Origin of the sequence: Brucella sp. TWI559 (genome assembly GCF_039674265.1) — a bacterium.
GTDB classification, from domain to species: Bacteria; Pseudomonadota; Alphaproteobacteria; order Rhizobiales; family Rhizobiaceae; genus Brucella; species Brucella chromiisoli.
Genome location: NZ_JBDJNE010000001.1, coordinates 588,441 through 613,937 on the forward strand (window position 1 = coordinate 588,441; position 25,497 = coordinate 613,937).

The following is a 25,497-nucleotide window of genomic DNA, read 5'->3' on the forward strand; positions in this document are numbered from 1 at the left end:
AGGACGCGGCATCGGTTGGTTGAATTCGAGGTTGTAAAGTCAATGTCTCTGGTGGAAAAAAACACGGTTTCCGACGAAGCATTCGCACTCTCTGAGGCGACGGCGCGGGATTATCTTATCCTGCTGAAGCCGCGTGTAATGTCGCTGGTGGTATTTACCGGCCTTGTCGGTCTGGTGCTCGCACCCGGCCATATGAATCCTGTTCTGGCTGCTATCAGCATTCTTTGCATTGCGGTTGGCGCAGGTGCGTCGGGCGCGCTCAATATGTGGTATGATGCCGATATTGATGCCGTGATGAAACGCACGCGCAACCGTCCGGTTCCAGCTGGCATCATCCAGCCCAATCAGGTGCTGGCCTTTGGCCTCACACTATCAGCCTTCTCAGTGGTTACTCTTGGCCTGATGGTCAATTGGCTGGCGGGAGCACTCCTCGCTTTCACGATTTTCTTTTATGCCGTTGTTTATACCATGTGGCTCAAGCGCTCGACGCCACAGAATATTGTGATCGGCGGTGCCGCTGGGGCCTTCCCGCCAATGATTGGTTGGGCTGCTGCAACGGGTGAAATCACTTGGGACAGTACCGTTCTGTTCTTGATCATCTTTTTGTGGACCCCGCCGCATTTCTGGGCACTGTCGCTCTTCACATCAAATGATTACGAAGCGGCCCGTGTTCCGATGATGCCCAATGTGAAGGGCGAATTGTCGACCCGCAGGCAGGCTCTGTTCTATGCTGTTCTGATGGCGCCGGTTGGTGTGCTGCCATGGATCATGGGCTTTGCGGGCATTTTCTATGGCGTTATTTCTGTTCTGCTCGGACTGGCATTCGTCTATTATGCATGGCGCATGTGGGCGGCTGAAACCGAAACGCAGATGTTGCTTGCAGCGCGTAAGCTTTTCCGCTTTTCGCTGATTTATCTGTCCGTGATTTTTGCGGTGCTGTTGTTTGAAGCTTTGGCGGTCAAGCTTCTGAATGGATTTGGGTTCCTGTGAGGAGCGGGCTGAATTGGAGAGTGTTGTGATTGATAAGCCAGCGCAAGAGCCGGTGAAGGAAGAGCTGGAACTGATTGTGCCGACTGAGCCGCAGAAAAAGGCACAGCGTAATCGTTCTATCGGGCTTGCAATCGCACTTCTGCTTTTTGTGGTGCTTGTCTATATCGGTACGGTCGCAAAACTCGGTGCAAACATGTTTATGCGGCCAATGTAATGACGGCCATTCATGGGATGGGATGATTTAACAACGAACTGACCAGACGTTTTCGGGAGGAGAAGATGGAAGATCAGCAGAACATCGACGAGAAGCAAAAAAAGCTCAACCGTTCCAACCGCACGGTTGCAATCGCTTGTGTTGCCTTTTTCGCCTGCATGGTCGGTGCAGCTTACGCTTCCGTTCCATTGTATCGTCTGTTCTGTCAGGTGACAGGCTACGGTGGTACCACCCAGCGCGTCGAACAATATTCCGACACCATACTCGATAAAACCATGAAGGTCCGCTTTGATGCCAATACGTCAAACGGTCTGCCTTGGGATTTCAAGCCGGTCGAGCGTGAAGTCAGCTTGCGCATTGGGGAAACCTTGATGATCAAGTATGAGGCGCAGAATCTTTTTGATCAGACGACTTACGGTCGTGCGAGCTTCAATGTCGCACCAGCCCGGGCAGGCGCTTATTTCAATAAGGTTGAATGCTTCTGCTTTACCGACACGACCTTGCAGCCCGATGAGAGCATGGAAATGCCGGTGGTGTTCTTCATCGATCCGGAGATCATCAATGATCCTGATCTGAAAGATGTGAAAACAATTACGCTTTCCTATACGTTTTTTCCGATCGAGAAGCCTGCGCCCGTGGCAAATGCGAAGGGCGTCATCGGAAACAGCGGTGGAAGCTGATTGAATACGTGCGGCACATAATGCCGCAAAGACAAACAAGCCGCACAGCTTTATGGTGTGCCGGGAAGGGAACTGCCTGATGCTGCCTTAGGCGCAAGGGCTGAAATGCATGAGAGAGGGCCCTGAGGGGTTGCATGGGGAGAGACATGGCGAACGCTCACGAAAAAAATCACGATTACCACATTATAGCGCCAAGCCCATGGCCATTTCTGAGCTCAGTTGGCGCATTTGTGCTGGCAATCGGCGGTATCGCATGGATGCGCTATATCAATGCGGGTGATCTGCCATTTTTTGGCATCAATCTGGCAACGCCATGGATATTTTTCATTGGCCTCGCGATTGTTCTTTACTGCATGTATGCATGGTGGGCTGATGCGATCAGGGAAGGCCATGAGGGGCATCATACCCGCGTTGTGGCCCTGCATCTGCGCTACGGTATGATCATGTTCATCGCCTCGGAAGTCATGTTCTTTGCTGCATGGTTCTGGGCATTTTTCGATGCAAGCCTGTTTCCGAATGAAGTGCATCAGGTCGCGCGCGCCGAATTCACTGGCGGCCAGTGGCCACCAAAGGGAATTGAGGTTCTCGATCCGCTGCATCTTCCGCTCTACAACACGGTTATCCTTCTGCTTTCAGGCACGACACTGACCTGGGCGCATCATGCGCTGCTGCACAAGGATCGCTCGGGCATGATTATCGGTTTGACGCTGACAGTGGCGCTCGGTGTGCTGTTTTCGTTTGTCCAGTATTACGAATATGTTCATGCACCTTTCGAGTTCAAAGACTCGATTTATGGCGCGACCTTCTTCATGGCGACTGGCTTCCACGGCTTCCACGTCATCATCGGAACGATCTTCCTGCTGGTTATTCTGTTCCGCGCGATGAGCGGTGATTTCACGCCGGAGCGGCATTTCGGTTTTGAAGCGGCTGCATGGTATTGGCACTTCGTGGATGTCGTCTGGCTGTTCCTGTTCTTCACCATCTATGTATGGGGTGGCTGGGGTGCACCCATGCACGGTGGATAATCCGTGTGCTGATTGAATTGCAGGCGGCCTTGGAAACATGGCCGCCTTTTCCTTTTTTCCACTTTTTGTGGGGTTAACATGTCGGACCATAATCCTTACCCACCCGTCGATCCCATAAAGAGCGGCATTCTTGGTCACTGTCCGCGCTGTGATGAGGGCAAGCTGTTTAACGGGTTTTTGGCGGTTGCGCCGCGCTGTCAGGCATGTGGCCTTGATTATTCTTTTGCGGATTCAGGCGACGGTCCGGCCGCCTTTGTGATCCTTATCATCGGCGTTATTGTGGTGGGTCTGGCTCTGTGGCTGGACGTGAATTACGCGCCACCGCTCTGGGTGCATTTCATTTTGTGGGTGCCGCTGGCAATTATTCTCAGCCTTGTTGCCATGCGCGCTATCAAGGGTATTCTGATCAATATGCAATATCGCAACAAGGCGTCTCAGGGGCGTCTGGATGATGGTCAATGAACCAGATACAAAAGTCGCGCAGGTTTCCGTGGGCTACGCTGATTGCGTCTTTAATCGCATTTTTGATTCTGATTGCATTGGGAACGTGGCAGGCTGAGCGGCTGCACTGGAAGGAAGCATTGCTCGCGTCCACAGAGCAGCGTGTTCATGAGGCTCCAATCCCTCTGGATGAAATGGAAAAAATCTATCGCGATGAGGGATCGGTCGAATATCGTCCGGTTACGGTTTCCGGCACTTTCATGCATCAGGGTGAGCGTCATTTTCTGGCGACCTATGACGGCCAGTCTGGCTTTAATGTCTATACGCCGCTGATGCTTGAGGATGGCCGTTTTGTGCTGGTCAATCGTGGTTTTGTGCCATACGACAGGAAAGATCCTGAAACGCGGCTCGACGGTCAATTGGATGGACCTGTGACGATCACCGGCCTTGCCCGTGATCCGCTCACGTCGAAGCCGGGTTATTTCGTTCCAGACAATGACATTGCAAAGAACATCTTTTATTGGAAGGACTGGGCGGCGATGGCCGAAAGCGCGGATATTCCTTCGCTTGATGATGCCGTGCCGTTCTTTATTGATGCGGATAAGACGCCGAATTTTGGTGGTTTACCAATCGGCGGCATTACCATCATCGACTTTCCCAACAATCACCTGCAATATGCGTTGACCTGGTACGGGCTTGCATTGGCACTGCTGGGGGTTGTCGGAACGTGGTTCTGGCGATATCGGAAGGGTGTCAGGTCTTGACAAAGACCGTGTTACAGCCCAACTCCGGCCTATGTGATTATCAAGCGAGCATGCTTCATGACCGATAAACGTCCCCCTCTGGAAATTCGCCTCTGCGGCCCGCGCGGCTTTTGCGCAGGTGTTGACCGGGCAATCCAGATCGTCGTGCTGGCCTTGAAGAAATATGGCGCGCCAGTTTATGTGCGCCATGAGATCGTACATAACCGCTATGTTGTTGAAGGCTTGCAATCGCGCGGCGCGATCTTTGTCGAGGAACTAGACGAGATACCGGCAGAGCATCGCGATCAACCGGTGGTTTTTTCCGCTCATGGTGTGCCGAAATCTGTGCCTGCGGATGCTGAAGCCAAGAACTTGTTTTATCTTGATGCGACCTGTCCCTTGGTTTCCAAGGTTCATAAACAGGCGATGCGTCATCAGCGTCTTGGCCGTCATGTGATCTTGATCGGTCATTCCGGGCATCCTGAAGTCATCGGTACGATGGGGCAATTGCCGGAAGGCACTGTCACGCTGATTGAGACAGTGGAAGACGCACGCACAATCGAGTTTGCCGATCCTGATAATCTGGGTTTTGTAACCCAGACAACGCTTTCGGTGGACGACACGGCGGGCATTATCGTTGAGTTGCAGCGGCGGTTTCCAAATCTGACAGCGCCAGCCGCGGAATCGATCTGCTATGCCACCACCAACCGTCAGGATGCGGTGCGTGCGGCAGCACCTGGCTGCGATCTGTTTCTGATCGTGGGCGCCCCCAACTCGTCCAATTCCAAGCGCCTTGTTGAGGTGGCGGAAAAGGCCGGTGCAGGCATGTCGATGCTGGTGCAGCGCGCATCGGATATTCAATGGGATCAGATTGGTGATATTTCGGTGGTGGGACTTTCTGCCGGTGCATCCGCACCTGAAATTATCGTCGATGAAATTATGGATGCTTTCAAGGACCGCTTCACCGTCAAGATTGAACTCGCCGAGACCACGATTGAAACCGAAAATTTCCTCGTCAATCGTGAAATACGCGACGTGGAATTGACTGTGCGGGATATGGCCTTCGTCAACGGCGAAAACCGCGTCGTCGGAATACCAAAGTTCATGCAAGGGAAATAAGCGGCATGGCCGTCTATACAGATATAAACGAAATCGAGCTTGGCGCTTTTCTAGAACAATATGATATCGGTGCGCTGACATCTTATAAGGGCATTGCGGAAGGGGTGGAGAACACCAATTATCTTCTGCATACCACGACAGGCTCTTTCATTCTCACACTTTACGAAAAGCGCGTGAACCGTGATGAGCTTCCGTTTTTCCTGAATTTGATGGAGCATCTTTCAAGGCGCGGTCTGGAATGCCCGCAGCCTGTTCTCCGTCGTGATGGTGTGACGATTGGTGAGCTTGCAGGGCGTCCGGCAGCCATCGTCACCTTCCTTGAAGGCATGTGGATGCGTAAGCCCACGGCTGCACATTGCGAAGAGGTTGGTCGCGGACTGGCTGAAATGCATCTGGCGGGGGAAGATTTTCCCATGCGCCGACGCAACGGCCTGACGCTGCAGGACTGGCGTCCGTTGTGGGATCTGTCAAAAGCCCGTGCTGACAGCGTGGAAGAGGGGCTGGTGGCCGAAGCTGAAGGTGATCTCGATTATCTGGAAAAGAACTGGCCGCAAGGGCTTCCGCAAGGCGTTATCCATGCAGATCTGTTCCCGGATAATGTGTTCTTTCTTGGCGACAGGCTTTCGGGCTTCATCGATTTCTATTTCGCCTGTACCGATATTCTCGCTTACGATGTGGCCGTTTGTCTGAATGCCTGGTGCTTTGAGAAGGATTTCTCCTTCAATCTCACCAAGGGCGCTGCTTTGCTGCGCGGCTATAACGCAGTTCGTCCACTTTCGACGGCTGAAATCGATGCGCTGCCGGTGTTGGCACGCGGTGCTGCCGTGCGTTTCATGCTGACCCGTCTTTATGACTGGTTGAATGTGCCCGATGGCAGCTTTGTGATGAAAAAAGATCCGATGGAATACGTGCGCCGGATGCGCTTCCATCGCCAGGTTACATCAGCAACGGAATATGGTCTTGAACTGTCGGGAGCTGCCGCGTGAAGCATATTGAAGCTTTCACCGATGGCGCGTGTTCCGGCAATCCCGGTCCCGGGGGCTGGGGTGCGATTGTACGTTGGAATGACCATGTGAAAGAGTTAAAGGGCGGCGAGGCTGATACCACTAACAATCGCATGGAGCTTATGGCCGCAATTTCAGCGCTATCCGCACTGAAAGAACCCTGTGAAGTCGATCTTTATACCGATAGCGTTTATGTTCGTGATGGTATTTCCGGCTGGATTGAGGGCTGGAAGCGCAATGGCTGGAAGACAGCCGCCAAGAAGCCGGTCAAGAATGCTGAGCTTTGGCAGGCGCTGGATGAAGCGCGCAAACCGCACAAAGTGACGTGGCATTGGGTCAAAGGCCATGCCGGACACCCGGAGAATGAACGTGCCGATGAGCTTGCCCGTGCAGGCATGGAGCCGTTCAAATATAACGGCCATAAGTCTCTTAAGGTCAAATAAGTCCGTCATGGTTCCGGACGTGAAAAAGCCGCGCTGAATTTCAGCGCGGCTTTTTGGTTTTGTGCAGATTACTTACCCTGCTGCATTTCGGATGGGTCTTTGAGACGACCTGTCAGCGAGAAGGCGAGCAGCGAAGACGCGAGCATCACCGCACCGACGATAAACATCGGCATTTCGTAAAGACCGGTCCAATCCTTGACGAGTCCCGTGATGTAAGGTGCTGCAAAGCCTGCAATATTGCCGATGGTGTTGATCAATGCGATACCTGCTGCTGCTGCCGGACCGCTCAGGAAGCGCGATGGAATGGCCCAGAAGTTCGGCAATGCGGAGAAGATCGCACAGGCTGTGATGGTGATCATCAGGATCGTGGTTGCAGGCGAGGGCATGAAAAGGGCGGCTGGAATAGCAAAAGCGCCAACCAGTGCCGGAATGCCGATATGCCATGGACGCACACCGCGCTTTGCTGCATCGCGGCTCCAGAAATAGAGAGCGATGGCGGCTGGCAGATAAGGAATTGCAGTGATCAAGCCCTTATCGAACACGTCAAACTTCGTGTTGAACTCCTGCTCGAACCCGTTGATGATCGATGGCAGGAAGAAAGCCAGTGCATAAAGACCATATACAAGGCCGAAATACACAATCGACAGAAGCCATACGCGCTTGTCGAACAGTGCCAGACCACTCATACGGCCATGGGCGCTTTCCTTGACTTTTTCTTCCTGAGCCAGTGCCCCATTCAGCCAGTCGCGTTCTTCCTTGTTCAGCCACTTGGCGTCATTTGGCGTATCCGGCAGGTAGAAAAAGGTGACAATACCAATGATGATTGCCGGAACAGCAACACCGAAGAACATGATGCGCCAGCCTTCAAGGCCGAAAGCGCCATGCATATCGATCAGCATTGCAGCGATTGGCGCACCGATAACAATTGTCAGTGGCTGCGCGATGTAGAACAGCGCAAGAATCTTGTTGCGGTGACGCGAAGGTACCCACATCGACAGGAACAGAATGGCGCCCGGGAAGAAGCCAGCTTCCGCAACACCCAGCAGGAAGCGCAGGATGTAAAGCTCTGTAGAGCTTGAAACCCATGTGAACAGAAGCGCCACAATGCCCCATGTCACCATGATGCGGGCGAGCCATTTGCGCGCGCCAAACTTGTGCAACGCAAGATTGCTTGGAACTTCAAGGATGATATAGCCAACAAAGAAGATACCGGCGGCGAAGCCGAACTGTGCTGCTGTCAGCGCAAGATCGGTTGTCATCCCGTTTGGACCAGCAAACGAAATTGCGGTCCGATCCAGGAAGTTGATGAAGAACATCAGCGCGATGAACGGGACCAGCCGGATCGAAATTTTCGATATGGCCGACTTTTCAGCGGGCGTCATTTCGTGAGATTTTTGCTGCATGGCAGTTCCTCCCTGCTTGCATATTTAACGTAAGCGGAAGAAACAGTATGAAGGCAAATCAAATGAATTGCCTATTCATGCGGCACTTGCGCTTTTAAATAGGCGGATAGCTAATGAATGCGACATGCCGCCGCAAGCGATTTATTCGCGCCAAACTGTGATATTACATCACAGGTATACTCATACTCGAATGGAGTCTTACATGCGTCCATTGCCATCTTTGAATGCGCTTAAAGCCTTTGAAGCTGTTGCACGCCATCGTTCGATGACGCGTGCTGCCGAAGAGCTCTGCGTGACGCATGGTGCAGTCAGCCGTCAGATCCGTGCACTCGAAGATACGCTTGGTGTTCTTCTTGTCACGCGCACGGCGCGCGTAAGCGATCCGACACCTGAGGGTGTACGGTTAGCGGAAGCGCTCGCCAGCGCATTTTCAATCATTGAAGCGAGCATTGAGCGGGTAAAACCGGGGCCTCTGACGCTTTCCTGTTCGTCGTCGATTATGATGGAGTGGATCATTCCGCGCATAGGCCGCTTTCATGAGCGCTATCCGCATATCGAACTGCAATTTAACATGAATTATGATCGCATCGATTTCATGCGTGACAAGATTGGTATTGCGATCCGTTCAAGCATCATAGAGCCGCCGGCGGATGCTGTAATTCGCGATATGGGACGCGAGGAGATCGGTTTGGTTTGCGCGCCGTCTTATCTGCAGCATTGCCCGTTAAGCGGCCCAACTGATCTGGTGAATGCGACAGTGCTTGCAACACAGACACGTCTTGAGGCATTCGAGGACTGGCAGAAGGCAGCAAACGTAGATTTCCAGATGCCGGAGTTTAAATCGACATTCCATCATTTCTACCTGCTGATACAGGCCGTCTTGTGTGGATTGGGTGTGGCGGTGGTGCCGCGCATGCTGGTGGCGGAACACATTGTATCGGGCCGTCTTGTTGCGCCATTTGGATTTTGTCCGGGGCCGCGCCGCATGCTGCTATGGATCGCGCCACACAGGGCAGGGCAGCCGGATACGCTGGCGCTTGAAAAATGGCTGACCCGCGAAATGCGCGCCCTGCCTGAAAAGCAGGGCGCGTGATTGGCTTATCTTAAAGCTGTTCGATCAGCGTCGCCGCACTTGAAGTTACAGCCTGTCCAGCCTGTTCTTCGATGTTTAGCGTCTTGACGACGCCGTCTTCAACGATAGCTGAATAACGCTTCGAGCGAATACCAAGACCGCCCGCAGTGGCATCCAGTTCGAGGCCAATGGCCTTTGTAAACAGGGCTGAGCCGTCAGCAAGATACAGGATCTTGCCTTCGCCGCCGGTGCTCTGTGCCCAAGCGCCCATTACGAATGGATCATTGACGGAAACAACAACGATCTGATCTACGCCCTTGGCAAGGATCACGTCACGGTTTTCAAGATAGCCCGGCAGGTGGTTGAGGCTGCAAGTGGGTGTGAATGCACCGGGCACTGCAAAAAGAACGACCTTTTTGCCTGCAAAGACTTCGTCCGTCGTCACTTCCTTCACACCATCCGCAGTCTTTACCTTGAAGGTAGCTGCTGGCAGCTTGTCACCAACTTTGATCGTCATTGTTTTCTCCTGAAAGTGAGCGTTTGCCGTCGGTGCTCACCTGTGTGAATGGCTGTTTTTCAATTTTCCGTATGCAAAGCATCGGAACGCCACTTAAGCCGATAAAGGCGCGTTGGACAATTTCAAATTGCTGATGGTTGAAGTTAGTCGAGCCGGACCTTTCCTGAGACTGCTTTGCCGTTCTGCACCAGTGTATAATCGATCATGGCACCTTCGCTGGCTTTTCCCTGCAATGTTGCAATGAAACGCTTTTGGTCAGAGGCCTCATCGGGTGTTGTTTCAGACAAGTTGAACTGCTCGCTGCCGACAAAAAGCTCTGCGGGTGCTTGGCTATCCGGCACTGAAATATCGAAAATGGCTTTGTTCTCTTCGCGCCTTGCGGCGGCGACACCAAATTCTGGCGTGGCAGGGGATGGCAATCGGTCAAAGGCCGTTTCAACAATCGTGCTCGCAGCGATGGCTTGCGGTGATTGTTCTGCCGCTTTTGTGGAAAGCGGGAAGTCAAACTCTGCCTGCACAGGAATGCAGATGTTATGGCAGACGCCAAGAAAGACATTTCCCTTGAGCTGCTTTTCACCGGGTTTTACGGTGAATGTCAGCGGTAAAGATACAGGATTCTTATAGCCGATACCGCCTTCATCACCAGCGCCAAAGCTCACAGGTGCAGGGAATTCGATGCGCGCGCGCGCGTCGCCGTCAACATTGAGCTGCGGCGGCACACCGGCATCGCCCGGATTGCGCCAATAGGTTTTCCAGCCCGGATTAAGATCGATCTGCAAAGCCCCGCGCAGCCCATCTGCTGTGTTGGTTTCGTCGAGGATAACCCGAACCCTGCCGCCCGGCGTTTCCGTCCATGCGGACGTAGCACTGTGCGCTGGTGCGCCTGCGGCCAGAACCACGGCGATGATCAGAAAACGACATAATTTCATATGGTGAGATTGATAGAAAATCGTGTCGTTATCAAGGCTTAAGATGTTGTTCGCAAGAATTGATGTCCGAAATTCAGATTTTGAATATCAGGTTTTTGAAAACAGACAATATGATGAGAACGCCCAGGGCCATATGCAACAGGAGGGCAATATTGGAGATGGATCGAAGTTTATTGTAATCAGCAAATTTTGCATTGATCTCAGCATCCGGCACCGGATTACGCCAAAGATAGAGCGCAAAGCCATAATTGCCGCGTGTCATTGTGACGATATAATAGAGGTCAGATACGTCGCCAATAATCTGCGTCATCGCTGGACTTTGTCTGATGAAGTCGATCAGTGGAGAGAGTTTTATTTGTGCATAAATGGCATAAAGAACGAAGACTATTACCAAGCTTATTATGATGTATGCCAACATGCCAGAATTCTTCTTAATTTCCAGATTGGGCAAATCCGGTTGAAATCGACCCAAGAGGGCTTTTGATAAACTTTGTACGAAATTCGTTGTCATTTCGTATAGTCTTGCTACCTTCTCAGCTATGAACATTCTCAGGAAGCCAAATCAGGAGCAGGGTTTCTTGAATGGGCAATTCCTGCTCGCCATGCCCGGAATGAGCGACGAGCGCTTTGCGCGCTCGGTTGTTTATATCTGTGCGCATTCGGAAGAGGGGGCTATGGGATTGATTATCAATCAGCTTCAGCCCGTTGGTTTTCCTGATCTTCTTCGACAGATTGGTGTGATTGACGATGATGATCTGATCGTGCTGCCTGAGCGCGCGCAAAATATGATCGTCCGCAATGGTGGCCCTGTGGATCAAACACGTGGCTTCGTTTTGCACACCGGTGATTTTATGGTGGATTCGACAATGCCGGTCGCCGAAGATGTGTGTCTTACAGCAACCGTTGACATTTTGCGTGCCATTTATGGCGGCAAAGGTCCCGCACAGGCTTTGATGACGCTTGGCTATTCGGGTTGGGCACCGGGGCAACTTGATGCAGAATTTGCGGGGAATGGCTGGCTGGCATGCCCTGCGCCAATGGACATGCTTTTTGACAGCGATATTACCGGCAAATACGACCGGCTGATGACCCATATGGGCATCGACATGACACGGCTCGTTTCCGAAGCCGGTCACGCCTGAACATTCTCCGTACAGATTACGCCGCTGTTGCTTCCTGCTGATCTTTGATCATGCGCGTTGCATCTTCGCGGCTGGATGGTTCTCCGAACATGAAGCTTTGCACATATTCACACCCCATCTGGCGCAGTTGCAACGCGTCACTCTCGCTGTCGACGCCTTCGGTTACGACTGCAAGTCCGAGATCATGCGCCATGCTGACGATAGAGCGCAGCAGCGTGGTCTTTTGCGGCTGGTCACCTTTGACGAATGAACGGTCGATCTTGATGATGTCGAACGGGAAGCGGGTGAGATAGGCAAGCGATGAATAGCCGGTGCCAAAATCATCAAGCGAAAGACCGACGCCCATCGTCTTGAGGCGTGCAAGCACATGAGCGGACTGTTCCGGGTTTTCCATCAGCACGGATTCGGTCAGTTCCAGCTTGAGACTGCCCGGTGTGAGGTGAATGCGCGAGAGGACCGAACGCATATCATTGATCAGGTCTTGCCGGATAAGCTGGGTGCTCGACAGGTTCACGGAGACGAACAGATCGAGTTTTGGAAACTGTTCCTGCCAGGCAAACAGATCTTCCGCAGCGCGTTCAATTGCAAACAGGCCAAGCTGCACGATAAGGCCTGAATTTTCGGCAATCGGAATGAATTCCGATGGAGAGATGGAACCGCGGCGCGGGTGTTCCCAGCGCATCAGCGCTTCAAAACCTGCAATTGTACCTTCGTCCAGACGCACGATTGGCTGGTAGACGATATTGATTTCATCGCGTTCAAGCGCACGGCGCAAATCGGATTCCAGTTGCAGCTTGTCGCTGCCGATTGCACGGAATGCCGGGCGGAATGGCTCAATACGGTCGCCGCCAAAACGCTTGGCCTGATGCATCGCCAGTTCGGCGTCTTTCACAAAATCTTCTGCGGAAGCAGCCGTTTTGGTCCACGTGATCAGGCCGACTGAGGCTGTGAGCACGATTTCGCGTTTTGCATAGGCAATGGGTGAGCGCACGGCCTGACGCAATGCTTCTGCAAAGGCAGCAATATGGCCCGGATCGCTTTCAGAGGCCAAAAGCAGACCAAACTGATCGGAAGAAAGACGTGAAAGTGTGTCCTGTGGCTTCATAATGCGCGACAGGCGGCGCGAGATCGTAAGCAGAATCGTGTCGCCGGCCGACATGCCGAGGCTGTCATTGACCTGCTTGAAACGGTCTATGTCGATGATGAAGACGGTCGGGTGCAGGTTGCTCTCGCCGCGTGCCATGTTCATCACATTGCTGAGACGATCAAGGAAGAGTTCGCGATTGGGCAGTCCCGTCAGATTGTCATGCACGGCATCATGCAAAAGGCGTTCTTCGGCCTTTTTCTGTTCAGTTACATTGATGAGCGTACCGACACAGCGAACGATTTCGCCGTCTGAACCGATGACGGGGCGTGCGCGCAGCGCATACCAGTGATAGTGGCCGTCATTGGCGCGCAGTCGGAAAATCTGGCCGATGCGGCCGCGCCGGTTTTCAAGAATGGCATCAAGCGTGGAACGGAACCGATCACGATCATCAGCGTGCATGGCTGGCAACCAGTTGCGCACTGGGCCTTGCAGAGAGCTGGCCGTGTTTCCGAGATAGTTGGCAATATCGGGCGTGGTGACAACGCGGTCGCGCGGCACGTCCCAGTCCCAGACGATGTCGCCCGCACCGATGACGGCCAGTGCCTGACGCTCCATATCAGAGAGCAGCCCCTGATGAAGCGCACCACCGGAAAAGGCGTGTTGCATGACGGTAAAGCCAATAAGCAGCACAATCAGCACCAGACCGCCACCAAGCGCGGGCTGAATAATATCATTGTCGAGCTGGCCGGATACCGTCATCCACGCGCCAAGCAGCCATATCAGTATGAGCAGCCATGCCGGAATGAGCATCACCGCTCGATCATAGCCTTTGACCGCAAGATAACCGATGATACAGATGCCCGAGGCCACAGTGAGCGCCAAAGATATGCGTGCAATGCCAGAAGCCACCGGCGGATCGAAGACCGCAACCCCTGCCAGCGCGATCAGGCCGAGCACCCATGTCACAGCGCCATAGCTGAAATGGTCGTGCCATCGGTTAAGATTGAGATAGGTAAACAGGAAGATCACCAAAGAGGCGGCAAGGGCGACTTCCGTACCCGCTCGCCAGACCTGCTCGTTTCCGGGCGAGATCTCCATCAGCTTGTTCCAGAAGCCGAAATCCACGCAGATATAGGCAAGTACAGCCCATGCAAGGGCAGCTGTTGCAGGAAACAGCGATGTTCCTTTGACAACAAACAGGATTGTGAGAAACAGAGCCAGAAGACCGGAAATTCCAAGCAGAATGCCGCGGTAAAGCGTGTAGGAATTAACCGCATCCTTGTAAGCTTCCGGCTCCCACAGATAGAGCTGGGGCAGATTATGGGACGACAATTCGGCAACAAAGGTTACAACAGTGCCGGGATTGAGTGTGATGCGGAAAACATCAGCATCGGCACTGGGTTGCCGGTCAAGCGCAAAGCCTTCGCTGGGCGTAATCGACGCAATACGTGGCGAACCAAGATCCGGCCAGATGACACCCGAACCAACCAGTCGGAAATGCGGCGCAACAATCAGCCGGTCGATCTGTTCATCGGTTGGATTGGCAATCGAAAATGCCGCCCAGTCGCCTGACGCATTGGAATTGGGGTCGGCCTGCACCTCGATGCGGCGAACAATGCCATCAGCACCCGGTGCGGTTGAAACCTGCACGCTCTCACCCTGATTGCGCAGCAGTTCCACAGCGCGCGAAAGGTCAAGGGCGGTATCTTCCTTGGAAATCTTGATCGGTTCAATCGCAAAAGCATGAACCGCAGAACAGGTTACAATCACGATCAGCGCTGCAAAACGTGTGAGAGCTGAAAAAAACCTGTCTGTAAAACCATTCACGAGCATTCAACCTTGCCATTGATCATGCGTAAATCGCTTTCTATCAGAGCAAATAACAGGTGATCCTGCCAGAAGCCGTTTATCTTGAGATAGGAGCGCAACAGTCCTTCTCTCTGAAATCCGGCTTTTTCGAGAAGCCGTATCGAACGAACATTATGGGGAATACAGGCAGCTTCAATCCGGTGCAACCTTAGTTCCCCGAATGCGAAGGGGATAACCAAAGATAGCGCTTCGGCCATATAGCCTTTACCCGCTGATGAAACGCCGCTCCAATACCCGATCATGCCGCTTTGCCCAACGCCGCGCCGGATATTGCCAAGGGTTATACCGCCAAGCAGCTGGTTGTCTTTGTTATGAAAAATAAAAAATGGAAAGCCGGTGCCATCTGACATTTCTTCCTGGACTCGCCGCAACCGATAGCGAAATGCACCTTTCGTGAGATCATCATCAGCCCAGGTCGGCTCCCATGGCGTGAGAAAAGCACGGCTCTGCTCACGCACACTGGCCCAACTGGCAAAATCGCTCATCAACGGCTCGCGCAGATAAATCCGCGGCCCACGAAGAATTGACGGATTGCTGCGCCGGAATGGCAGGCCGATCATGCGGGTTCCTGTGTTTATAAAGCAGCTGGTGAACAGGGCAAAAGGGCTTTCCGTAGAATGAGTTCACAAAACCCTGCTGCCTTATCGCTTAAACTGCAATCTTTCGCGTATGTGCGCTGGTCGAAAGCGCATCGGTGAGTCCTTCAAAGCTCATCAGACGCCCAACCGGACCAACGCCTGCAATCGTCGGCTTGTTATCAAGGAACAGGCGTCCTGCAAGATCGCTCAGCCGCTCAGGCGTGATGAGCGACAAACGATCCATCAGCTCGCTGTTTGGCACCGGACGGCCATAGAGCAAAAACTGACGAGCGATCTGACCGGCACGGCTCGCCGCACTTTCCTGCGACATCAAAAGGCTTGCGCTGTATTGCGCGCGTGCGCGGTTCACTTCTTCAATGCTTATGGAATCGGCTGCTTTGTGCAGCTCATCAATGATAACCGGAAGCAGTTCAACCAGTTCATCACGGCCCGTCGCGGCATGAATGCCGAACAGGCCTGTGTCGGAGAAGCCCCAATGAAAAGCATAAACAGAATAGCACAGGCCACGCTTTTCGCGCACTTCCTGAAACAGACGTGAGGACATTCCACCGCCAAGGATCATGGAAAGGAGCTGGGAGGCATAAAAATCGCGCACATGATAGGCGCGGCCTTCAAAGCCGATCAAAACCTGCGCATCCATCAATTCGCGATTTTCGCGGAAATCGCCGCCAACATAAGTCGCGAGGTCAAGCGTTGGCGCAGTGTTATGCGCACGAAAACCACCAAGGCGCTTTTCAACTTCTTTTACAAACGCATCATGGTCGACGCCGCCTGCAGCCGTTACCACCATGCGGTCTGCGCTGTATTGCTCATCGATATATTGGCGCAAGTTGTCGGATGTGAATGACATGACCGTTTCCGGTTCGCCCAAAATAGCGCGCCCGATCGGCTGGTGGCGATAAGCGGTTTCAGAAAAGCGGTCGAAGACGATGTCATCAGGTGTATCATGTGCCGCGCCGATCTCCTGCAGGATCACCTGCTTCTCGCGCTCAAGTTCCGCCTCATCAAATTTGGAAGCGGTCAAAATGTCAGCGAGAATATCGATGGCCAAAGGCATGTCTTTGCGAAGAACACGCGCGTAATAGGATGTGGTCTCCACGCTTGTCGCGGCATTGATTTCGCCGCCGACATTTTCAATGTCTGAGGCGATCTGCCAGGCAGAACGCTTTTCTGTGCCTTTGAAGGCCATATGCTCAAGCAAATGGGCGATGCCATGCCGATCCGGAGCTTCGTTTCTTGCGCCCGCCTTAACCCAGATACCCAGTGCAACACTTTCGATATGCGGCATGTTATCCGTTACAATGGTCAGGCCATTGGAAAGACGCGTTACTTCAACACCCATTAGCAAAATGCTCCCTAATTCCCGTTCTTATTCTCTACAAAGAGCCTTCACATTTATGCTCGAGAATGACGGCGAACATATTCTTCCACGATTTTCAGGTCGTTGTGAAGAACTGTGAAGCTTTCTTTTCGATCCATAAGGTCTGAAAGCCACGCAGGCAGTGCTGGCGTAATACCGCTTGCAGCCTTTACAGCATCGGGGAATTTGGCCGGATGCGCGGTGGCCAATACCACCATTGGTGCAGTGCCGGACACTTTTTCGCGAGCGACCTTAACGGCAATCGCCGAATGCGGATCAAGCAGATAGCCATCGTCGTTGAGAACGGACTTGATGATTTTTGCGGTTTCCTCGACGGTTGAACGCCCTGCAGAAAATGCGCTGCGAATTGCGGCAAGTGGCTTTTCAGAGATCGTGAAGCCACCTGATTGCTTCAGACTTTCCATCAGACCGCGAACAGCACTTGCATCACGATCATGTGCTTCGAACAGCAAACGCTCAAAATTAGACGAAATTTGGATGTCCATTGATGGCGATGTCGTCTGTTCGACGCCACGCATTTCATATGCGCCGTTTTCCAGCGTACGCGCAAGAATGTCATTATCATTGGTGGCAATGATGAGCTGATCAATGGGCAAACCCATTTTCTTTGCAACAAAGCCTGCGAAAATATCGCCGAAATTGCCGGTTGGCACGGTAAACGAAACAGCACGATCCGGCGCGCCAAGACTCAGTGCTGCGGTGAAGTAATAGACAATCTGGGGCATGATGCGTGCCCAGTTGATTGAATTCACCCCGGAAAGCGAAATGGCATCGCGAAATTGCAAATCATTGAACATGCCCTTGACCAAATTTTGGCAGTCATCGAAGTTGCCTTCGATGGAAAGGGCATGAACATTGGAAAACCCGGAACTCGTCATCTGGCGCTGCTGCACCGGGGATACGCGGCCATTGGGGAAGAGAATGAATATATCGGTGTTGTCACGGCCGCCAAATGCTTCAATGGCGGCACCGCCGGTATCGCCGGAAGTCGCTCCCACGATTGTCGCACGTTCGCCGCGCTGTGCCAGAACATAATCCATCATACGAGCCAGCAGCTGCATGGCGACGTCTTTGAAAGCCAGCGTCGGACCGTGAAACAGTTCAAGAATGAATTCGTTCGCCCCTGTCTGAACCAGCGGGCAGACTGCGTCATGACGGAAAGAACCATAGGCCTCGCGCACCATGTGTTCAAAATCGGCCTGCGGAATTTCACCATTGATGAAGGGAGTGAGCACGGCCAGCGCGATATCCACATAGGATTTTCCACGCAGATCACGAATTTGATCGGGCGTGAATTGCGGATAGTTCTGCGGAAGATAGAGACCACCATCACGGGCAAGTCCGGCGAGCAAAGCATCGCTGAACCCCAGAACAGGTGCTTCGCCGCGTGTGCTGATATATTTCATCTTAAGGGCCTTCATTTCGGATCGAGGCGGATTTTAACCGTTGAATGCAATAGAGCCTCCCTAAAAAAGCCGCAAGAATTAAAGTATCCTTTGAAGGGTGGGGTTGCTCTTGACGATAAAAAACGGGAAAACACCCTCACACTGTGCATTGCATAGTGGTATAGAACAGGTCGATCAGTGCAGGGAAGCCCGGTTTATGCAGAAACCAATACAGAATCGTTCATCGTTGTTACCAGTCTTTGCAACGATTTTGCTCGCAGCACTTGCAGGCTGCACAACGAGCGGCACGCAGAAAACAGCCGACGGATCGCTTACCGAAGCTGGTCAGCCGCGCATCAAGGAATCGGAGCTGCGCGCTTTTTGCCCCACCGTTTCGCTGCGTGAAGGCACGGCCTATTTCAATACCTATGAAAAGGGTGGCGACAAGGATGCAAGCCGCGTCATCTATCAGGCAGCTTTGACTGACACCACGCGCGCCTGCCAATATGCTGACGGAACCATCAATCTTGATGTTGCCGCTGCCGGCAAGGTCGTCCCCGGCCCGAAATACAAGAGCGGCAATATCACTATGCCGATTCGTGTTGCCGTGGTTGAGGGTGGCAAGGTTATCTATTCCAAGCTGCACAAGCAGACTGTGAATGTTTCCAGTGGCGGTGCGACGCAATTCGTCTTCAACGACAAGGCGATTTCGATTCCAACGGCAAGCGCACAAAGCGTGCAGATTTTTGTCGGCTTCGATGAAGGGCCTTACAATACGAAGTAAGCCGGATTGGAATTTAATAGATTGAATTTTGACAAACGGCTTATGATTTTACCATAAGCCGTTTGTATTATAGAAGCAGCTTTTAGACGTTGTTCTATTCTTAAGCATGTTTCACTTTTCTTTTTGTAGTTTCGGCGTTTAGTCGATTTATTAATTTTGATGAACGGTAATACAATCATTCTGTATTGCTTCTGGCGTCAGGTAATATGCGCTGGAACTATGAAAGTGCATTACAGAACGATGGTAATATTTTACGGCTTGTTCATTTTTTAAGTTTGGTAAGGCGGTTTTAATGAGGTTTCCGCGCAGTTCATTTCTTTCGCCGGTCCCATTCGTTATCTGCATCATGTTGCTGCTTGGTGCTTTTGCGGGCAAGTGGGCAGGTGAGAGGTTCAGCCTGCTTGATGAAGAAGGCGACATGAACACCTATATGACGGTGCTTATGACGCAGGCGAACCGCATTGTCGGTTCTGCCCGTGATGTGCTGGATAAAATGAACCGTTCAACCAACCCGATATGTGGCGCTGATGATAAGCAGTATATGCGCGAGCTTCTTTTCTCCGGTTATCATATCAAGGATATTGGTCGGCTTGAAAATGAAAAACTGCAATGTTCGTCACTCCTCAATGAACTCAAGGATTCACGTCCGAGAAGCAAGGAGGATGTTCTTCTCAAGGATCACACATACATTTATCGTGACGAGCAGCTGATTACACCGGGTAGCCACGGACCCATTATAGGCCGAGATAAAGCAAATGTGGTGCTAAGCGCTGTTGCCTTTGATGCGCTCCATATTCCTCAATATTATTTTGCTGTTTTCATGGTGAACGAGGACCGGACACAATTCGCCCGGTTATTTAGCAATCCAATTGATTTTCCGGGAGATGTCGTAAGCGGTCTCTTTCCCGTCAGTGGGGGACGGGTTTTCGAGATAACGGATGGTATCCTGCAGCAGAAATCCTGCGACGAAACGACGGGCATCTGTATTTTTATTGCAACGTCTCCAGGCTGGAGCGGCAATTCTGGTGGGCTGTTGAAGCTGGTCTTTATCAGCCTTGGAATGCTTGTGGGAGGCGGGCTGGCAATTGGCTGGAGCAATTACCGCAACCGTGATCGTTCGTTGATGTCACTTTTGAGAAAAGCGCTTGCAGCAAAACAGTTAACCCTTGTTTATCAGCCGGTCGTGAATATTAGCAGCCGCAAAATCGTTGGTTTTGAAGCGCTGATCCGCTGGGAAATAACCAAGGATGATTTTGTTCCGCCTGACCTGTTCATCGCTAAAGCAGAAGCTCATGGTATTGCGGATAAAGTCACACTTTACGTTCTTGACCGCGTTATCCTTGAAATGGGAGGATTGCTTAAAAAGCAACGCGCGCTGCATATTAATATCAATATTACGGCCAGCGATCTGCAGAGCGTTGAATTTATGAAGGCCATTGATGAGCGCTTGACCACAGCCGACATCAGGCCGGAACAGATCGGGCTGGAGCTAACAGAGCGCACACCGGTCGATTTTGCAAAGGCCAGCGAGGGCATCAAATTGCTGCGCGAAAGAGGCCATAAGGTCTATATTGACGATTTTGGAACGGGCTATTCCAGCCTTGCATATCTGGATGAGTTGAAGGTCGACGCCATCAAGATCGACAAGGCTTTTACGCGCACGGTCGGCAATGAGGTTGATACGGTTTCTATCGTTCCGCAGATCATTTCGATGGCGCATCAGCATGGTTTGGGCATCGTGGTCGAAGGTGTCGAAACGGAGTCTCAGGCCGAATATTTCCGCGGCATTTGCTCTGAACTTTTTGGACAAGGCTGGTTCTTTGGAAAACCTGTCGACGCAGCTGCGGTGCAGGTGCTTGTCGGGAATGTTTCCTCTGTGAAGAAACGTGGCCGACCCAAGTCTGCATCCGGTTCGTAATTTTGGCGGATCCTACAGGAGACCGTTGCCTTAGAGCGCGCTTTTTTGATTTGACACAATCAGATCAGCGCTTTTGTCAATGTGCCATTACGAAACAAAAATTAACTATAGAAGTAATATTCTGGGCTTTTGTTAAATTCGACTGCTTCTGTGAAATGAATCGCAAGATGTTTGGTGTAAAACAGTAACGAATGAGACAGCTCTGCCTTAGAATGGGCAGCGGCCGCTTCTTATGAAAAACTGTAACGAAACATTAGGGGCAGGGCGGCAATGAACGTTCTGAGCTTAGACCCATGAAACCGAAATATGAACGTGTTCTTGAGCCGACAGATACTTGGGCAATTTTCGACGCTGCGACCGACGAGCCTGCCTCTATTGGTGACAGGCTGATGATTGGTCTAAGTGAAAGCGAGTCGAAGGAATTGCTTGCCGCGCTCAATGCCGCAGCGAAAAACAAAAGCAAGCGTAGCGCTGCTTAATCAATTTTGCGCGCCCAACATGGCGCGCAACGAAATTTTCCGGGATGTGTCTGAATAAGATCAGGCGTCAGTCCAGATCGACAAAGCATCGATCACGCTTGCTAAATCCTTGTGGCGATGGATGACGGTTTCGGCACCTGCATCTGTCAATTTGTCAGCGTGCCCCGGATAGGTATGCGCACCGCCGGTGAAGCCGATGACGCGCATTCCCGCCGCGCGTGCTGCATGAATGCCGTGCGCTGAATCTTCAATTACAATTATATCAGCCGGATCGGCACCAAAATGCTTGGCGGCATGAAGGAAGACATCGGGTGCAGGCTTTGGCTTTTTCGAGCCAATTTCCCGCGCCGAGAAAATATTTGGCGCAAAAAGATCGTAAAGCTCGACCCGCTTGAGCATAAGCTCAAGGCGTTTACTGGTCGAATTTGAGCAGATGCATTTTGGCAGATCAAGCGCAGAAACAACCTCGACAATGTCATCAATCGCCTGGACTTCGTTTTTCAGACGCTCATCCAGCAGCTTTTCTGCCTTGTCGAGAAGGGAAGCGGAAATGGGAATGCCTGCCTCGCGCTCAACCGTCAGAAGAATGTCCTGCCAGGTGAGGCCAGCGAAGCGTTCGCCAACTTCTGTAGCCTCAATCGGGTAGCCTGCTTCTGTCAGAAGTGCTGCGTCGACTTCCGCTGCGATGATTTCGGAATCCACCAATACACCGTCACAATCAAAAATAATCAGGGCCGGAGCTGCCATGTCAAAAGCCTTTACTTGGGAGATGATGGGGTAAGATCACCCACAAAACATTGTCGATGAGCTACATCTTTATGCTCACTAGGTCAAACTTCCGCGTATCGGCTACTGGAAATTTAGGGAACGATGTCGGTGTGAAGCCGTTTCTTTCCTCAGTGAAGGAGAAATTGATGCGAAAATCCGTTGTGCTGTTCATTCTCGCAATTGCAGTTGTGTTGGCGTTCGTTCTTGCAACGCCATATTATTACAGCGCTACACCGGAAAATCGCGGAGTGGAGCCCGTCACCGATACTTCTCAGTAACTTAAACCTCGCCTGAAATTTCCCGTCTGCGCCGGTCGAGTTCTTCGCTATAGCGGCGCAGCGTATGTGCTTCGCTCAAAAGCCCGAGAACTTTACGCTCCTGCGCATTGTTAATAACTGCGAGCGCTTCGGCCTCCGCCCTGTCAAAGCGCACCACAGCTTCTTTCGCGTTCATCTGCGGCAGCAGGAATTCATCCTGATAGCGAAGCAGATCAATGATGCCCTTCTGGGTGTCTGTGCTGTCAAAACTTTCCGAATAAGCCTCAGGCACAGGTATCATTCCGACATAACGGCCTTCGCCATCCACTGCAATGACGCGCTGCGTTGAGCCAAGCGGGAAGTCGTTGCGGAAGGTTTCAATATCTGTGTCGATGGAAACGGTACGAACATCATGGCGCATCATGCGAAGGACTGTGAGGTTGCGCACCCAGCCAATATCATGCGCAGAGCGGATTGCTTCGCCGCGCAGGTGGAAACGCCACGTTGCAAACGAGTAACCGAAGGTCTTTCTGACCATGAGCGATGAAGAAACGACAGCCCCCAGGACAAGCATCGCTATTGGAAAATCCCCGGTAAGTTCCAACGCCAGAAATGTCATCGTCAATGGACCGCCGATGATTGCGACCGCCATTGAGCTCATGCCGATGACCGCATAAACTTCCGGTTCAAGGGTGAGTGGCAGGACGTAGCCCGTGAGCGCAGCAAAAAGTTTACCGGTCAATGCGCCGAGAAAGAGCGAGGCGAAAAACAGACCGCCGCGAAAGCCTGAGCCAATGGAGACGGCGGATGCCAGAGATTTGGCGAAAATCAGAAGCAGCAGCACCGGAATTGTCAGATTTGCATTGAGATCGAGATGCAATGCACCGTGACCTGAAGCCAGAACCTGAGGGGCGACGAAAGCGATCATGCCGATAATCGCGCCACCAAATGCCGGAGCCAGCACCGTGGGAACAACGCTTTTGCGGGCAACCCGTTCGACTGTCGTCACGCCGCGCATGATCAAAATGGCAATACCTGCCGCAATTAAACCCAGCACAAGGGCTGGCACATAATCTCGTGCAGCAATGCCATCAAGCTGACCGACGTGAATAACCAGGGGTGCTCCGCCGATGGCTTGCGTGACCAGCATGCCGACAATTGCTGCGACCACCACAGGCGCCAGTGTCGCGATGGAATAAACACCGATAATCAGCTCGAAAGCGTAAAATGCGCCTGTAAGTGGCGCGTTGAAAGCACTTGCAATGGCTGCTGCGGCTCCGCAACCCACAAGGGTGCGCAGGTCGGCCCGGCGCAGCTTGAGCGCGCGGCCAATGCGCGATGCAAATCCGCTTGAAAGCTGCGTATAGGCTGCTTCAAGCCCAACTGAAGCGCCAAAGCCGTTGGAAACAAGGTTTTGCCCGACAAGAATAAAACTGTCTGTCAGCGACAAACGCCCGCCATGCAACGCATTGGCTTCGATAGGGTCGACAATCGGCTTTTTTCGCCAGCGTGCCAGCACCCAGATCAGGACGCCCATCAAAATACCGCCTGCAAGCGGGGCGAAATAGGCTGTCCACTCAAGCTGCGAGGCGGAGCTTAGTCGTTCGCCGTCAGCAAGCCCGAAGAGCGCCTGATGCATCCTCTGGGAAATGCCCGCAATGGCTGCAACTGCCAGCGCGGAGATGATACCAACCAGCGCGCCTGCGATCACAAGCCCTATTTCGCTGCCGCGCACAACTGCGCGCATGCGGAAGGGTACGAAAAGAATACGTAAATATCGGTTGTGACGCAGTTCATTAATATTCATGAAGACACATGGAACAGTTACGCAAATCAGTTTTAATCCCAGGCGCAATTATAGGGGGAAACGAATAATCAAGCCTTATTGAATGAGCCATTTTTCCTGACTGCACTGCAATTGGTTGAAGGCTTTAATATGGCTGGAACAAAACTGTCAAAGACAGATGGTTGTGCGAAGCCCAGCAAATGCGGGCCTTTGCAGAGAAGTTAAGAAAAGATTTACAATTTCAATCACTTGGCGTTAACCCCATATTTACCCTGTTCAGTAACCATAGGGACAAGTTTTTCGCGTTCACAAGTAATTGAGTATCCCATGTCCCTAGTACGTCTTGCACATGAGTTGCCTGTAGAGGCCCCACGTACCGCTTGGCTCGACTCTATCATTAAGGGTGATTGCGTTTCCGCTCTGGAGCGCCTTCCGGATCACTCGGTGGACGTCATTTTCGCCGATCCTCCCTACAATCTTCAGCTTGGCGGTGATCTTCATCGCCCGGATCAGTCGATGGTCAGTGCCGTTGACGATCATTGGGACCAGTTTGAAAGCTTTCAGGCTTATGATGCTTTCACGCGTGCATGGTTGATGGCTTGCCGCCGCGTGCTAAAGCCAAATGGCACAATCTGGGTTATCGGCTCCTATCACAATATTTTCCGCGTTGGCACGCAGCTTCAGGATATTGGTTTCTGGCTGCTCAATGATGTCATCTGGCGCAAGACCAATCCGATGCCGAACTTCCGTGGCCGCCGCTTTCAGAACGCGCATGAAACGCTGATCTGGGCATCGCGAGATTCGAAAGGGAAGGGCTACACCTTCAATTATGACGCCATGAAAGCGGCGAATGACGATGTTCAGATGCGCTCTGACTGGCTGTTCCCGATTTGCACAGGCTCGGAGCGTCTGAAAGACGAAAACGGCGATAAGGTGCATCCGACGCAAAAACCGGAAGCACTGCTTGCACGCATTCTGATGTCTTCGAGCAAGCCGGGCGATGTGATCCTTGACCCGTTCTTTGGTTCGGGCACTACCGGTGCTGTTGCCAAGCGCCTTGGTCGCCATTTCGTCGGTATTGAGCGCGAGCAAGACTATATCGATGCTGCAACGGCACGGATTAATGCGGTTGAGCCACTGAGCAAGGCTGAGCTGAAAGTGATGACTGGCAAGCGTGCTGAACCACGCGTCGCTTTTACGTCGATCATGGAAGCAGGTCTTTTGCGTCCGGGCACCGTGCTTTCCGATGCACGCCGCCGTCACGCTGCGATCATCCGTGCGGACGGAACACTCACCGCCAATGGCGAAGCTGGCTCCATTCACCGCATCGGTGCCAAAGTGCAGGGTTTTGATGCCTGTAATGGCTGGACTTTCTGGCATTATGAAGAAGCAGGCGTGCTGAAACCTATTGATGATCTGCGCAAAATTATCCGCGATCAGATGGCGGCAGCAGGCGCATAAC

The 25,497-nt window shown here is 52.4% G+C and carries 26 protein-coding genes; 16 read left to right on the plus strand and 10 right to left on the minus strand.

Going from position 1 to position 25,497, the window contains the following annotated elements:
* Positions 1–42: 42 nt before the first annotated feature.
* The 9 genes from ABE530_RS02745 (at position 43) to rnhA (ending at position 6,659) form a co-directional block, all read left to right on the plus strand.
* Complete coding sequence (locus ABE530_RS02745) at positions 43–990, plus strand: heme o synthase (RefSeq protein WP_499693500.1); 948 nt, start codon at positions 43–45, stop codon at positions 988–990.
* A 28-nt stretch (positions 991–1,018) separates the two neighbouring features.
* Complete coding sequence (locus ABE530_RS02750; RefSeq protein WP_265983851.1) at positions 1,019–1,204, plus strand: cytochrome c oxidase system small membrane protein; 186 nt, start codon at positions 1,019–1,021, stop codon at positions 1,202–1,204.
* Positions 1,205–1,269: 65 nt separating this feature from the next.
* On the plus strand, positions 1,270–1,884 hold the full coding sequence (locus ABE530_RS02755) for a cytochrome c oxidase assembly protein (RefSeq protein WP_265983109.1): 615 nt from the start codon (positions 1,270–1,272) through the stop codon (positions 1,882–1,884).
* Positions 1,885–2,030: 146 nt separating this feature from the next.
* Complete coding sequence (locus ABE530_RS02760; protein WP_265983110.1) at positions 2,031–2,909, plus strand: cytochrome c oxidase subunit 3; 879 nt, start codon at positions 2,031–2,033, stop codon at positions 2,907–2,909.
* 78 nt (positions 2,910–2,987) lie between these two features.
* Positions 2,988–3,371, plus strand: coding sequence for a DUF983 domain-containing protein (locus ABE530_RS02765; protein ID WP_265983111.1), 384 nt, complete (start codon positions 2,988–2,990; stop codon positions 3,369–3,371).
* Positions 3,368–4,114 carry an SURF1 family protein gene (locus tag ABE530_RS02770; RefSeq protein WP_499693501.1) on the plus strand — a complete coding sequence of 249 codons (747 nt, stop codon included), beginning with the start codon at positions 3,368–3,370 and terminating at the stop codon, positions 4,112–4,114. Before ABE530_RS02765 ends, ABE530_RS02770 begins: the two co-directional genes overlap by 4 nt.
* Before the next feature lie 57 nt (positions 4,115–4,171).
* Positions 4,172–5,212 carry a 4-hydroxy-3-methylbut-2-enyl diphosphate reductase gene (ispH, locus tag ABE530_RS02775; protein WP_396996468.1) on the plus strand — a complete coding sequence of 347 codons (1,041 nt, stop codon included), beginning with the start codon at positions 4,172–4,174 and terminating at the stop codon, positions 5,210–5,212.
* Positions 5,213–5,217: 5 nt separating this feature from the next.
* A complete protein-coding gene (locus tag ABE530_RS02780; protein WP_499693502.1) occupies positions 5,218–6,198 on the plus strand; it encodes a homoserine kinase in 981 nt (326 codons plus the stop codon).
* Positions 6,195–6,659, plus strand: coding sequence for a ribonuclease HI (gene rnhA / locus ABE530_RS02785; RefSeq protein ID WP_499693503.1), 465 nt, complete (start codon positions 6,195–6,197; stop codon positions 6,657–6,659). The genes ABE530_RS02780 and rnhA overlap by 4 nt, the downstream gene beginning before the upstream one ends.
* 68 nt (positions 6,660–6,727) lie before the next feature.
* Here rnhA and ABE530_RS02790 read toward each other — a convergent pair whose 3' ends face one another.
* Positions 6,728–8,062, minus strand: a complete 1,335-nt coding sequence (locus ABE530_RS02790; RefSeq protein WP_265983116.1) for an MFS transporter — start codon at positions 8,060–8,062, stop codon at positions 6,728–6,730.
* Between the two features lie 202 nt (positions 8,063–8,264).
* On the opposite strand from ABE530_RS02790, the gene ABE530_RS02795 reads away from it, so the two are divergent.
* Complete coding sequence (locus ABE530_RS02795; protein WP_499693504.1) at positions 8,265–9,155, plus strand: LysR substrate-binding domain-containing protein; 891 nt, start codon at positions 8,265–8,267, stop codon at positions 9,153–9,155.
* Positions 9,156–9,165: 10 nt separating this feature from the next.
* Here ABE530_RS02795 and ABE530_RS02800 read toward each other — a convergent pair whose 3' ends face one another.
* The 3 genes from ABE530_RS02800 to ABE530_RS02810 all read right to left on the minus strand — a co-directional run bounded on the left by ABE530_RS02800 (position 9,166) and on the right by ABE530_RS02810 (position 11,091).
* Positions 9,166–9,651 (minus strand): peroxiredoxin, encoded by a 486-nt coding sequence (locus ABE530_RS02800; protein ID WP_265983118.1) that lies wholly within the window; start codon positions 9,649–9,651, stop codon positions 9,166–9,168.
* Between the two features lie 143 nt (positions 9,652–9,794).
* Positions 9,795–10,580, minus strand: coding sequence for a protein-disulfide reductase DsbD domain-containing protein (locus ABE530_RS02805; protein WP_499693505.1), 786 nt, complete (start codon positions 10,578–10,580; stop codon positions 9,795–9,797).
* Positions 10,581–10,653: 73 nt separating this feature from the next.
* A complete protein-coding gene (locus ABE530_RS02810; protein WP_499693506.1) occupies positions 10,654–11,091 on the minus strand; it encodes a hypothetical protein in 438 nt (145 codons plus the stop codon).
* A 28-nt stretch (positions 11,092–11,119) separates the two neighbouring features.
* Here ABE530_RS02810 and ABE530_RS02815 point away from each other — a divergent pair, with 28 nt between their 5' ends.
* Complete coding sequence (locus tag ABE530_RS02815; protein WP_499693507.1) at positions 11,120–11,722, plus strand: YqgE/AlgH family protein; 603 nt, start codon at positions 11,120–11,122, stop codon at positions 11,720–11,722.
* Positions 11,723–11,738: 16 nt separating this feature from the next.
* Here ABE530_RS02815 and ABE530_RS02820 read toward each other — a convergent pair whose 3' ends face one another.
* From ABE530_RS02820 to thrC, 4 genes are all read right to left on the minus strand, one after another.
* The gene (locus ABE530_RS02820) at positions 11,739–14,642 is read right to left on the minus strand and encodes an EAL domain-containing protein (protein WP_499693508.1); all 2,904 of its coding nucleotides are present in this window, start codon (positions 14,640–14,642) and stop codon (positions 11,739–11,741) included.
* Positions 14,633–15,238, minus strand: a complete 606-nt coding sequence (locus ABE530_RS02825) for a GNAT family N-acetyltransferase (RefSeq protein WP_499693509.1) — start codon at positions 15,236–15,238, stop codon at positions 14,633–14,635. Before ABE530_RS02825 ends, ABE530_RS02820 begins: the two co-directional genes overlap by 10 nt.
* A gap of 88 nt (positions 15,239–15,326) precedes the next feature.
* Positions 15,327–16,619, minus strand: a complete 1,293-nt coding sequence (locus ABE530_RS02830) for a M16 family metallopeptidase (protein ID WP_265983124.1) — start codon at positions 16,617–16,619, stop codon at positions 15,327–15,329.
* 53 nt (positions 16,620–16,672) lie between these two features.
* Complete coding sequence (gene thrC, locus ABE530_RS02835; RefSeq protein WP_499693510.1) at positions 16,673–18,064, minus strand: threonine synthase; 1,392 nt, start codon at positions 18,062–18,064, stop codon at positions 16,673–16,675.
* A 196-nt stretch (positions 18,065–18,260) separates the two neighbouring features.
* Here thrC and ABE530_RS02840 point away from each other — a divergent pair, with 196 nt between their 5' ends.
* The 3 genes from ABE530_RS02840 to ABE530_RS02850 all read left to right on the plus strand — a co-directional run bounded on the left by ABE530_RS02840 (position 18,261) and on the right by ABE530_RS02850 (position 21,224).
* Complete coding sequence (locus ABE530_RS02840) at positions 18,261–18,827, plus strand: hypothetical protein (protein WP_265983126.1); 567 nt, start codon at positions 18,261–18,263, stop codon at positions 18,825–18,827.
* A 292-nt stretch (positions 18,828–19,119) separates the two neighbouring features.
* Positions 19,120–20,745, plus strand: a complete 1,626-nt coding sequence (locus ABE530_RS02845; protein ID WP_499693511.1) for an EAL domain-containing protein — start codon at positions 19,120–19,122, stop codon at positions 20,743–20,745.
* 293 nt (positions 20,746–21,038) lie between these two features.
* Entirely contained in the window at positions 21,039–21,224 is a 186-nt protein-coding gene (locus ABE530_RS02850; RefSeq protein WP_265983128.1) for a hypothetical protein, read from the plus strand.
* A 60-nt stretch (positions 21,225–21,284) separates the two neighbouring features.
* On the opposite strand, the gene ABE530_RS02855 is transcribed toward ABE530_RS02850, so the two are convergent.
* A complete protein-coding gene (locus tag ABE530_RS02855) occupies positions 21,285–21,971 on the minus strand; it encodes an HAD family hydrolase (RefSeq protein WP_265983129.1) in 687 nt (228 codons plus the stop codon).
* A 167-nt stretch (positions 21,972–22,138) separates the two neighbouring features.
* Here ABE530_RS02855 and ABE530_RS02860 point away from each other — a divergent pair, with 167 nt between their 5' ends.
* Positions 22,139–22,270 (plus strand): hypothetical protein, encoded by a 132-nt coding sequence (locus ABE530_RS02860; RefSeq protein ID WP_265983130.1) that lies wholly within the window; start codon positions 22,139–22,141, stop codon positions 22,268–22,270.
* Position 22,271: 1 nt separating this feature from the next.
* Here ABE530_RS02860 and ABE530_RS02865 read toward each other — a convergent pair whose 3' ends face one another.
* The gene (locus tag ABE530_RS02865; RefSeq protein WP_265983131.1) at positions 22,272–24,056 is read right to left on the minus strand and encodes a chloride channel protein; all 1,785 of its coding nucleotides are present in this window, start codon (positions 24,054–24,056) and stop codon (positions 22,272–22,274) included.
* Positions 24,057–24,362: 306 nt separating this feature from the next.
* Between ABE530_RS02865 and ABE530_RS02870 the strand changes: the two genes are divergently transcribed.
* Positions 24,363–25,496: a site-specific DNA-methyltransferase gene (locus ABE530_RS02870; RefSeq protein WP_499693512.1), complete on the plus strand. Its 1,134-nt coding sequence runs from the start codon at positions 24,363–24,365 to the stop codon at positions 25,494–25,496.
* Position 25,497: the final 1 nt, after the last annotated feature.

Excerpts from the sequence above, each read along its gene's own strand:
- ABE530_RS02800 (WP_265983118.1), bottom strand. The coding sequence starts at position 9,651 with ATGACGATCAAAGTTGGTGACAAGCTGCCAGCAGCTACCTTCAAGGTA.
- ABE530_RS02815 (WP_499693507.1), top strand. The coding sequence starts at position 11,120 with ATGAACATTCTCAGGAAGCCAAATCAGGAGCAGGGTTTCTTGAATGGG.
- ABE530_RS02790 (WP_265983116.1), bottom strand. The coding sequence starts at position 8,062 with ATGCAGCAAAAATCTCACGAAATGACGCCCGCTGAAAAGTCGGCCATA.
- ABE530_RS02830 (WP_265983124.1), bottom strand. The coding sequence starts at position 16,619 with ATGGGTGTTGAAGTAACGCGTCTTTCCAATGGCCTGACCATTGTAACG.
- ABE530_RS02825 (WP_499693509.1), bottom strand. The coding sequence starts at position 15,238 with ATGATCGGCCTGCCATTCCGGCGCAGCAATCCGTCAATTCTTCGTGGG.
- ABE530_RS02760 (WP_265983110.1), top strand. The coding sequence starts at position 2,031 with ATGGCGAACGCTCACGAAAAAAATCACGATTACCACATTATAGCGCCA.
- ABE530_RS02860 (WP_265983130.1), top strand. The coding sequence starts at position 22,139 with ATGCGAAAATCCGTTGTGCTGTTCATTCTCGCAATTGCAGTTGTGTTG.
- ABE530_RS02770 (WP_499693501.1), top strand. The coding sequence starts at position 3,368 with ATGAACCAGATACAAAAGTCGCGCAGGTTTCCGTGGGCTACGCTGATT.
- ABE530_RS02870 (WP_499693512.1), top strand. The coding sequence starts at position 24,363 with ATGTCCCTAGTACGTCTTGCACATGAGTTGCCTGTAGAGGCCCCACGT.
- ABE530_RS02755 (WP_265983109.1), top strand. The coding sequence starts at position 1,270 with ATGGAAGATCAGCAGAACATCGACGAGAAGCAAAAAAAGCTCAACCGT.
- ABE530_RS02745 (WP_499693500.1), top strand. The coding sequence starts at position 43 with ATGTCTCTGGTGGAAAAAAACACGGTTTCCGACGAAGCATTCGCACTC.
- ABE530_RS02810 (WP_499693506.1), bottom strand. The coding sequence starts at position 11,091 with ATGACAACGAATTTCGTACAAAGTTTATCAAAAGCCCTCTTGGGTCGA.
- ABE530_RS02765 (WP_265983111.1), top strand. The coding sequence starts at position 2,988 with ATGTCGGACCATAATCCTTACCCACCCGTCGATCCCATAAAGAGCGGC.
- ABE530_RS02805 (WP_499693505.1), bottom strand. The coding sequence starts at position 10,580 with ATGAAATTATGTCGTTTTCTGATCATCGCCGTGGTTCTGGCCGCAGGC.
- ABE530_RS02840 (WP_265983126.1), top strand. The coding sequence starts at position 18,261 with ATGCAGAAACCAATACAGAATCGTTCATCGTTGTTACCAGTCTTTGCA.
- ABE530_RS02845 (WP_499693511.1), top strand. The coding sequence starts at position 19,120 with ATGAGGTTTCCGCGCAGTTCATTTCTTTCGCCGGTCCCATTCGTTATC.
- ABE530_RS02855 (WP_265983129.1), bottom strand. The coding sequence starts at position 21,971 with ATGGCAGCTCCGGCCCTGATTATTTTTGATTGTGACGGTGTATTGGTG.
- ispH (WP_396996468.1), top strand. The coding sequence starts at position 4,172 with ATGACCGATAAACGTCCCCCTCTGGAAATTCGCCTCTGCGGCCCGCGC.
- thrC (WP_499693510.1), bottom strand. The coding sequence starts at position 18,064 with ATGAAATATATCAGCACACGCGGCGAAGCACCTGTTCTGGGGTTCAGC.
- ABE530_RS02865 (WP_265983131.1), bottom strand. The coding sequence starts at position 24,056 with ATGAATATTAATGAACTGCGTCACAACCGATATTTACGTATTCTTTTC.
- ABE530_RS02780 (WP_499693502.1), top strand. The coding sequence starts at position 5,218 with ATGGCCGTCTATACAGATATAAACGAAATCGAGCTTGGCGCTTTTCTA.
- ABE530_RS02795 (WP_499693504.1), top strand. The coding sequence starts at position 8,265 with ATGCGTCCATTGCCATCTTTGAATGCGCTTAAAGCCTTTGAAGCTGTT.
- ABE530_RS02850 (WP_265983128.1), top strand. The coding sequence starts at position 21,039 with ATGAAACCGAAATATGAACGTGTTCTTGAGCCGACAGATACTTGGGCA.
- ABE530_RS02820 (WP_499693508.1), bottom strand. The coding sequence starts at position 14,642 with ATGCTCGTGAATGGTTTTACAGACAGGTTTTTTTCAGCTCTCACACGT.